The sequence below is a fragment of the Spirochaetota bacterium genome (genome assembly GCA_004297825.1).
Taxonomy (GTDB): Bacteria; Spirochaetota; UBA4802; order UBA4802; family UBA5368; genus FW300-bin19.
Genome location: SCSX01000056.1, coordinates 1 through 3,072, shown reverse-complemented (window position 1 = coordinate 3,072; position 3,072 = coordinate 1). Strand labels below are relative to the sequence as shown.

Genomic DNA, 3,072 nt, shown 5'->3' with positions numbered 1-3,072 from the left:
GGGGAGCCACGATCCGCGCTCGGTAAACGCCTTTTCCCCGGCGAGCACCTCCCGCCACTCGATGCCCCGCGCGCCCGCGTACGCGCATTCCACCGCCGCGTCCAGCACGCGCCGCGCGGCGTCCCATATCTCGGGACCTATCCCGTCCCCCCCGATAAAAAGAATCACCGGTCTGTCAGGGACATTAACGACGTCCCTGTCGAATTGTATTTTCTCGCCGGTCATTGCGCACGCCATCCAGGGACCTGCTTTCGATCACTCCATCTTAGGTCCGTCGCCTCATAAACTTTGCGATCATTGGCGGTTCCCCTATTCATATTTCTTCACACTTCGATGACGCATAAATAGCCGCGAATGCACGCGAATAAACGCGAATATCCTGGTTTTTAACTTTGCGTTCATTGGCGTTCATTAGCGGTTACCCCTTGCGGGCCGATTCCTTAGCGTTCTCCGATATACAGGTACGGCCTGGGGTCGGGGCCGTTGTAAAGGCTCATGGGCCGATACAGCCGGTTGTCCTTCCTCTGTTCCAGGATATGGGCGAGCCATCCGGACACCCTGCCCACCGCGAAAATCGGGGTGAACAGGTACGACGGGATGCCCAGCAGCTTGAACACCGAGCCCGAGAAAAAATCCACGTTGGGATACACGGGATCGTCCCTGCTGCCCAGGACATGCGCCGCGATCTCCTCGAGCTTTTTCAGCATGTTGTAATCGGTGAAATCGTTCCGTTTTTCGGAAAGCGTTTTCAGGAAGCCTTCCATGATGACGGCGCGCGGGTCCTTGGTTTTGTATATCCGGTGGCCGTATCCCATGACTTTCTGCTTTTTCTCCATAGTTTTCCTGAACCACGCTTCAAGGTTGTCGATCGTGCCGATCTCCTGGAGCATCCTGAGGACCGCCTCGTTCGCGCCCCCGTGCAGCGACCCGTACAGCGCGCCAACCGCCGCGGAGATGCTCGAGTAGCAGGTCGACAGCGTCGACGCGACCACGCGCGCGGTGAAGGTCGACGCGTTGAAGCCGTGCTCGGCATGAAGCACCAGGCTCGTGTCCATGATCGCGTCCTCCCACGGTTCGGGCCTCGTTCCGCGCATCATGTACAGGAAGTTCCCCCCGTGCGAGAGCCCCATGTCGGGCTTTATATACTCCTTGCCCTCCCTGAACCGGTAATAGGCGGCCACCACGCTCGCCATCTGCACGACCTGGTGCAGGGTATTTCTGCAATCGCAGGTTGCCGAATGCTGGATCTTGTGCTCCACGTACCCGCTCAGGTAGGATACGACCGCTTGTAAAAGCTCCATGGGCTTGCCGTCCGGCGGGAAGTGCCGTATCATGTCAAGAATGTGCGGGTCCAGGTCGCGGCTCCTGCGCATCCGCGCCGAGAAATTCTCGAGCTCCTGTTTATCAGGCAGGTGCTCGTTCAGGAGGAGATAGGTCACCTCTTCGAACGAGGAATGGGCGGCCAGGTCCTCGATCGAGTACCCGCGATAGTACAGCCTGCCCTCGTTGCCGTCTATCCGGCAGATGTCGCTCGCCGCGGCAATGACCCCTTCCAGTCCTTTCGAGAACGATACGCTTTCCATGTGCCTTCCTCCTGATCGTGTCTCACGAAAACTCAACGCCATACTCTTTTCAGGTGCGCCTTTTCAAATCCTCCAGCTCCCGGGTTGTCCGCAATATCATACCCCGGAAGGCAACCGCGAATCCACGCGAATTGACGCGAATGATTCCGGAAGGAAGGGGCCTTCCTCCTGAAGGTCGGGGTCTCCAACTATGCTGAAACGATTTCATGCCCGTTGCCCTTCGAAACTTCGCGTTTATTAGCGTTCATTCGCGGTTCGATCATCCCTTTTTCCCCTGAATCCCGGTTCGCGGCGCGCCGTTGATAGATCTTCCCTCCACGTCCATGGCGGCCTCCTTCACCGCCTCCGCGAGCGTCGGGTGCGCGTGCATCGTGCGCGCGATGTCCTCCGCGCTCCCGCCGAATTCCATGACCGTGACCGCTTCCGCGATCAGGTCCGATGCCCAGGGACCCAGTATCGAGGCGCCCAGGAGCCTGTCGGTATGTGCGTGCGCGACGATTTTCACGAAGCCGTCCGTGGAGCCCGCGGTCACGGCGCGCGCGTTCGCCTTGAAATAAAAGCTTCCTGTTTTACAGGGAATGTTCTGTGCCGCGCAGGCCGCCTCGGTCATGCCCACCCAGGCCGCCTCGGGCCAGGTGTAGACCACGCCGGGTATCGTCGCGTAATTTACGTGTCCCGGTTTTCCCGCGATGATCTCGGCGACGGCGATGCCTTCGTCCTCCGCCTTGTGCGCGAGCATGGGGCCCTCGACAATGTCGCCTATCGCGTAGACACGCGGGTCCGATGTCTGGAAATGTGCGTTCACCTTTACCGCGCCTTTTTCGGTGAGGGCGATTCCCCGCGCCTCGATCCCCAGACCGTCCAGGAAGGCTTTGCGCCCCACGGCGACCAGGACCCTACTACCGCGCAGCACGAGGGCGTTCCCCTTCGCGTCCGTGCCGGAAAGTTCCGCCTCGCCGTCGCGCGTCTCCATCCCCTGTATCCTGCTTGAAAGGAAAAATCCCATGCCTTGCCGCTTGAGCGACTGCATGAGCGATCGGGCCATCTGCACGTCCGCGCCGGGCAGCACCTGGTCCGCGAGCTCGACCACCGTCACCCGGGAGCCCAGCCTCATCCATATGCTGCCTATTTCCAGACCCACGGCCCCTGCCCCGATCACGACGAGGCTTTCCGGCACATCGTTGAACGAGAGCGCCTCGGTCGAGCTCACGATGCGCGCGCCGTCGAACGGGACCGCGGGAAGCGTCGCGGGGACGCTCCCGGTAGCGAGGATCACGCTCTTCGCCTCCAGCGTCCGCGTCCCGTCCCCGCCGGTCACCGATACGCCTCCCCCCGCCTCCAGGCGCGCCGTTCCGTGGATCGTTTCGATCCCGTTTCCCTTCATGAGAATCCCCAGGCCCTTCACGCGCCCCTGGACGATCTCGTTTTTCCTTTTCATTACCGCGGCAAGGTCAAACCGAAGATTGTCGAACAGGGCATCCTGTTCGAC

General features: G+C 60.8%; 3 protein-coding genes. All 3 read right to left on the bottom strand.

Features of this window, described 5'->3' with window-relative positions:
- The coding region (locus tag EPN93_11410) for an NADP-dependent isocitrate dehydrogenase (protein ID TAL34908.1) at positions 1–225 on the bottom strand (225 nt) is incomplete at its 3' end.
- 215 nt (positions 226–440) lie between these two features.
- The gene (locus EPN93_11405; protein ID TAL34907.1) at positions 441–1,625 is read right to left on the bottom strand and encodes a citrate/2-methylcitrate synthase; all 1,185 of its coding nucleotides are present in this window, start codon (positions 1,623–1,625) and stop codon (positions 441–443) included.
- 217 nt (positions 1,626–1,842) lie between these two features.
- A partial coding sequence (lpdA, locus tag EPN93_11400; protein TAL34906.1) for a dihydrolipoyl dehydrogenase occupies positions 1,843–3,072 on the bottom strand: 1,230 nt, incomplete at its 5' end.

What these genes read in the sequence shown, in the direction of transcription:
- EPN93_11405 (TAL34907.1), bottom strand. Translation starts at nt 1,625, where the DNA reads ATGGCGTTGAGTTTTCGTGAGACACGATCAGGAGGAAGGCACATGGAA.